The organism is Frankia sp. CcWB2 (assembly GCF_977927585.1).
Genome location: NZ_CDWRCM010000133.1, coordinates 1 through 5,354, shown reverse-complemented (window position 1 = coordinate 5,354; position 5,354 = coordinate 1). Strand labels below are relative to the sequence as shown.

6 protein-coding genes are annotated in these 5,354 nt (G+C 73.1%); all 6 read right to left on the bottom strand.

The window, feature by feature from the left end:
- Positions 1-343: type III pantothenate kinase (locus tag ACY45C_RS14450; RefSeq protein WP_462188125.1), on the bottom strand; the 343-nt coding region annotated here is incomplete at its 3' end.
- Entirely contained in the window at positions 343-1,362 is a 1,020-nt protein-coding gene (gene nadC / locus ACY45C_RS14445) for a carboxylating nicotinate-nucleotide diphosphorylase (protein ID WP_462188124.1), read from the bottom strand. The genes nadC and ACY45C_RS14450, both read right to left, overlap by 1 nt.
- A complete protein-coding gene (locus ACY45C_RS14440) occupies positions 1,359-3,059 on the bottom strand; it encodes an L-aspartate oxidase (RefSeq protein ID WP_462188123.1) in 1,701 nt (566 codons plus the stop codon). Before ACY45C_RS14440 ends, nadC begins: the two co-directional genes overlap by 4 nt.
- Complete coding sequence (gene panD, locus ACY45C_RS14435; RefSeq protein ID WP_462188122.1) at positions 3,056-3,526, bottom strand: aspartate 1-decarboxylase; 471 nt, start codon at positions 3,524-3,526, stop codon at positions 3,056-3,058. Before panD ends, ACY45C_RS14440 begins: the two co-directional genes overlap by 4 nt.
- 2 nt (positions 3,527-3,528) lie before the next feature.
- On the bottom strand, positions 3,529-4,689 hold the full coding sequence (panC, locus tag ACY45C_RS14430; RefSeq protein WP_462188121.1) for a pantoate--beta-alanine ligase: 1,161 nt from the start codon (positions 4,687-4,689) through the stop codon (positions 3,529-3,531).
- A 200-nt stretch (positions 4,690-4,889) separates the two neighbouring features.
- The gene (locus ACY45C_RS14425; protein WP_462188120.1) at positions 4,890-5,291 is read right to left on the bottom strand and encodes a hypothetical protein; all 402 of its coding nucleotides are present in this window, start codon (positions 5,289-5,291) and stop codon (positions 4,890-4,892) included.
- Positions 5,292-5,354: the final 63 nt, after the last annotated feature.

Here is a 5,354-nt window from a genome sequence, read left to right as displayed (position 1 = left end):
GGTGCGCGGCGAGCGTGTTCATGATGCGGTCCGCGCCGGCTTCCTTCGGATTGTCGATGAGGATGGGAACCCCGGTCCGCGTCCCCGGTTCGACGATGACGACCGGAATGTCGTGAAAGGCCCGGACCGCCATCCGGCGCAGGGCTCGAAGCGCGGCGGGAACGGTCGAGCAGATCGAGACACCGGTGACCTTGTACTCGCCGAGCAGGCCGCGGTAGAGCAGCACCAGTTCGTCCGCGGTCGCCTGCGGGTCGGTGCGCACCCGCCAGGAGCCGGCGAGGTGTTCACCCTCGAACACGCCGACGACGGTGTTGGTGTTACCGACGTCGATGGCGAGCAGCATCAGGATTCCTCCACGATCAGACCCTCGATCGGTGGGCCCGCGGTGGCCGATCCCGGGCGATGATCGGGATCCAGGGCGAGATCGAGGCCGAGGTCGAGAGCGGGCGCCGAATGGGTCAGGGCGCCGACGGCGAGATAGTCGACGCCGACGGCTGCCACCGCCGCCGCCGTTCGCAGGGTCAGGCCGCCGCTCGCCTCGAGCCGCACCCCGGCCGGACGGGCGAGCTGGACCGCGGTCCGCAGGTCCGCCAGCGACATATTGTCGCAGAGGATGAGATCACATCCGGCATCGACGGCCTCCGCGACCTGGTCGACGGTGTCGCATTCGACCTCGACGGGCAGCCCGGGGAACCGGGCCTGCACCGCGGCGAACGCCGCCGCCACGCCACCCGCCGCGACCACGTGGTTGTCCTTGATCAGGGCTGCGTCCGTCAGCGACATGCGGTGGTTCACCCCGCCCCCGCAGCGCACCGCGTACTTCTCCAGCGCGCGCAGGCCGGGTAGCGTCTTGCGGGTGTCGCGGATCACCGCACCGGTGCCGGTGACCGCGTCGACCCAGGCCCGCGTCAGGGTGGCGATCCCGGACAGGTGGCACAGCAGGTTCAGCGCGGTGCGTTCGGCGGTGAGCAGGCCGCGGACCGGCCCGTTGACGTAGGCCACCGTGGTGCCCGGCGGGACAGGGTCGCCGTCGCGAGCGGTCAGGGTGACGGTCGCGGCCGGCCCGAGCAGGCTTTCGAAGACGGCGGCGGCGACCGGCAGGCCGGCGACGACGCCCGCGGCCCGCGAGACGATGGCGCCGTGCCCGACGAGGGCGGGGTCGACCGTCGCCTCGGAGGTCGCGTCGACCGCGCCGATCTGGCCGGTCACCTCGTTCTCCTCCCGGACCGGGAGGTCCTCCACGAGCGCGCGGCCGACCAGGGCCACCACCCCGTCCGGGTCGAGGCCGGCCGAGGCGAGGGCACTGCGGGTGGCGGGCGAGAGCCGTCCGCCGGGCACGCCGGCGGAACCGGAACCGCTCACCGCGAGCCGCGCATGGGCTCGACGTCCACGATCAGTTCCCCTTCTGGATCGAGCCGGGTGAGGATCCGGCCGAGCCAGTGTTCGTCGTCCCGCTCACCGAAGTCCTCCCGCCAATGGGACCCGCGGGTCTCCGTCCGGATGGCGGCGGCGGCGGCGAGGGCCGTCGCAACCGTGCGCAGGTTGGTCATCTCCCAGGCCGGCGGCCCGGCCGTGACCGTCGCCCCGCTGACCCGCAGGTCCCCGAGACCGGCCAGTACCTTCGCCGTCGCCCGCAGGCTGTCCGCGCTGCGCAGCACCCCGGCACCGTCGGTCATCGCGCGCGCGAGCTCCGCGCGTTCGGCGGGGTCGGTCAGACCACTGCCGCGACCGACCACCGGCGCGGCGGGGATGGCGGCGCCGCGCTGGCCGCCGGGCGCGGTGCCGGCTAGGTGCTCCGCGATGCGTGCGGCGAAGACCAGCCCCTCCAGCAGGCTGTTCGACGCGAGCCGGTTGGCGCCGTGCACCCCTGTGCAGGCCACCTCCCCGCAGGCGTACAGGCCGGCCACGCTCGTGCGGCCCCACAGGTCCGTGCGCACTCCGCCGCTGGCGTAGTGGGCGGCCGGCGCGACGGGGATCGGCCTGGCGACCGGATCGATGCCGGCGGACCGGCAGCGCGCGGTGATCGAGGGGAACCGCCGCTCGATGGTCGCCGCGCCCAGCCTCCGGGCGTCCAGGAACAGGTGATCGACCCCCTGGGCCGCCATGACCCGCGACATCTGCTTGGCGACGACGTCGCGCGGCGCGAGGTCGGCCAGCCGGTGGACGCCCGCCATCACCCGCTCGCCGGCCGCGTCGACGAGAACGGCACCCTCCCCCCGCATGGCCTCGCTGACCAGCGGCTGCTGGCCCCCGAGCAGGTCGGCGACGGCGCCCGGCCTGGACGGGGGCAGCCACAGGGCGGTCGGGTGGAACTGGACGAACTCCAGGTCCGCGACGACGGCGCCCGCGCGCAGAGCCAGCGCCACCCCGTCCCCGGTGGAGACGCCGGGATTGGTCGTCGACGCGAAGATCTGCCCCATCCCGCCGGTCGCCAGGACCACCGCGCCCGCCGTCACCGCGCCGACGCCGTCCCGGCTGCCCTCCCCCAGCACGTGCAGGGTGGCGCCGGCGGCCCGACCGTCGGAGTCGAGCAGCAGGTCGAGGACCAGTGCGTGTTCGATGACCTCGACGCTCTCATCCGCCCGGACGGCGGTGATCAGGGCGCGTTCCACCTCCAGGCCGGTGGCGTCCCCACCCGCATGGATGATGCGGTTGCGTAGATGGCCGCCCTCTCGGGTGAGGGCGAACGAGCCGTCGGTGGTCCGATCGAACCGGGCGCCGAGCTCGGCGAGCTCACGTACCCGCGCCGGTCCGTCGCGGACCAGTACTCGGGCTGCGTCCTCGTCGCACAGCCCGACGCCGGCGACCAGGGTGTCGGAGAGATGATCTTCGGGCGAGTCCTCCGCGGCGAGCGCGGCGGCGATCCCACCCTGCGCCCACCGGGTCGACCCGGCGTCGAGGCGTGCCTTGGTCACCAGCAGCACCCGGGCGGCGGGCAGCGCCCGGCGCAGGTGCAGGACCGTCGTGAGCCCGGCGATGCCCGAACCGATGACGACGACGTCCGCGGCGCGCAGCCATCCCGGGCGGGGCGCGCCGAGCCGGCAAGGTAGCACGGTCACTGCGTAGCCACGGCCGATCGGACCGCCGCCGCGGCCGCAGGTACCGGGATGCCGATCGGGATGTCGCCACGCAGGCTCGACGGGTCGCCGGGGAGCGGTTCGGCCGGGTCGTCGCCGTGCCCGATGATCCGGTTTGCCGCGTCGACGAACAGCACCTTCGGGACGTGCCGGCGCGCCTCGGCGTCGTCCATGAGCCCGTACGCAATGATGATCACCAGATCGCCCGGCTGGACCAGGCGCGCCGCGGCACCGTTGATACCGATGATCCCGCTTCCCGCCGGTCCCGCGATGGCGTACGTCTCCAGCCGGGCGCCGTTGTTGATGTCGACGATCGTGACCTGCTCGCCGGGCAGCAGGTCGGCGGCGGCCAGCAGGTCCGCGTCGATCGTCACGGAGCCCACATAGTGCAGATCGGCCTGGGTGACCGTGGCACGGTGGATCTTGGCGGTGAGCATGGTGCGCAACACGGTCAGGCTCCCGGGTGATCGCGGTCGGCGGGACGGTCCGGTCGGGGGGTGAGGGCGGGAGACCCGGCGGATGCCGGAGACCCAGTGGGGGCCGGCGCCGGGGATTCCGGAGGCAGGGCGAGGTCGATGTTGTCGATCAGGCGGGTGGTGCCCACCCGGGCAGCGACGAGCAGCAGGGCGGGACCGCTCCGGACCGGACGCAGATCGTCGGGGCTGGCCAGGGCGAGGTAGTCCACGTCCACCCCGTCCGCGGCGGCCAGAACCTCCCGCGCGGTCGCGAGCACGGCGTCCTGCCCGCCCGCCTGGGCCCGGGCCCCGGCGGCGAGCGCCCGGGACAGGGCGAGCGCGCTGCGCCGCTGCTCGGGGGTCAGATAGACGTTCCGGCTCGACAGCGCGAGGCCGTCGGGCTCGCGCACGGTCTCCACACCGATCACGGTGACGTCGAAGGCGAGGTCCGCGACCATCCGGCGGATGCAGACCAGCTGCTGGGCGTCCTTGCGCCCGAAGAACGCCAGGTCCGGACGGACCAGGTGGAGCATGGTCCCCACCAGGGTCAGCATCCCATCGAAATGGCCCGGACGGGCTGCGCCTTCGAGTAGCTCACCGAGCGGCCCGGCCTGCAACCGGACGAGCGGCGGCGAGTCGTGGATCATCCGGGGGGCGAAGACGAGGTCGACCCCCTCCCGCGCGCACACGTCGAGATCGGCGGCCAGGGTGCACGGGTACCGGTCGAGATCCTCACCCGCGCCGAATTGCAGCGGATTAACGTAGATCGTGGCAACCACCTGGTCCGCCTGGGCCCGGGCGGCGCGCAGCAGCGAGGCGTGGCCCCCGTGCAGCGCTCCCATTGTCATGACGACGGCCCTGGTCGGGCGCGCGTGGGTCGGGCGCGCGTGCCCGGCTGCCGCCCGCGCGGGCGCGTCGTCCGGCGCAGGCAGACCGGCCTCACTCTGCCGGGCGATGGTGGCCTGCCGGTCGAGCGCGGCGAGCGCGGCGCGCAGCTCGGCCCGGTCTCTGGCCAGGACGGGACTGCCCGAGCCGGGGAGCGTGCTGGGCCGGACGGAGGGGGCAATGCTCCTAGCGGAGGGGGCCGTGGCGGTGGCCGCCTGATCGCGGGATCCCGTCGATGGGCGGTCGGGCGTGGTGGAGAAAACAGCAGTCATGATCCGTTCCAGTCCTCGGATGGGGTACCGGACGTCGTTGGCAACTGTAACTCGGCTGCAATGGTTGCTGCCCTCCTCTGTGAGCTGGGCTTCGTTCGGGCGATCGTCCCGAACGAAGCCCTCTGCTCACTCCGGAAGGTGCAATTTGTTGCTTTGTGGCGTTATATGATACTTCGCTGGGGCGGCGAGCCCACCGGAGTTCAGGCCCCGGTGTGCGCGGGCTCGGCCCGCTCAGGGGCCTCGGCCTCCTGGGGGGAAGAGGGCGTGGGGGCTCCTGGACGGGTGTGCTGCGCGACGTAGGTGCCGGCGGCGATCGCCGCCGCGACCGGCCATTCGATGATCGAGGCCGCGGCGAGCCCGCCGAGCCCCAGGTAGTAGGCGCCCTTGCCCAGCGACGGCCACTGCGTGCTCGTACCTCGTCCAACCTCGAACCGCGACGTGAGCAGCGGTAGCCGGACCGTGAAGGTGTGTGTGCCCGGCGACCGCTCGGGGCCCGTGGGCGGGGCCGGCTGCTGCTGGTCCCGCTCAGGGGCAGAGGTGTCCGTGTCCTCCCGGTGCGGCTGTAGCCGTGCCCGTGGCGGAGCGTCCGTCTTCGTGGCCATGGCAGCTCACCTCTCTCGATATCTCGATCTCCTTCTAGGAGAGAACCTAAGATGAACTTATAG

Excerpts from the sequence above, each read along its gene's own strand:
- panC (WP_462188121.1), bottom strand. The coding sequence starts at position 4,689 with ATGACTGCTGTTTTCTCCACCACGCCCGACCGCCCATCGACGGGATCC.
- ACY45C_RS14425 (WP_462188120.1), bottom strand. The coding sequence starts at position 5,291 with ATGGCCACGAAGACGGACGCTCCGCCACGGGCACGGCTACAGCCGCAC.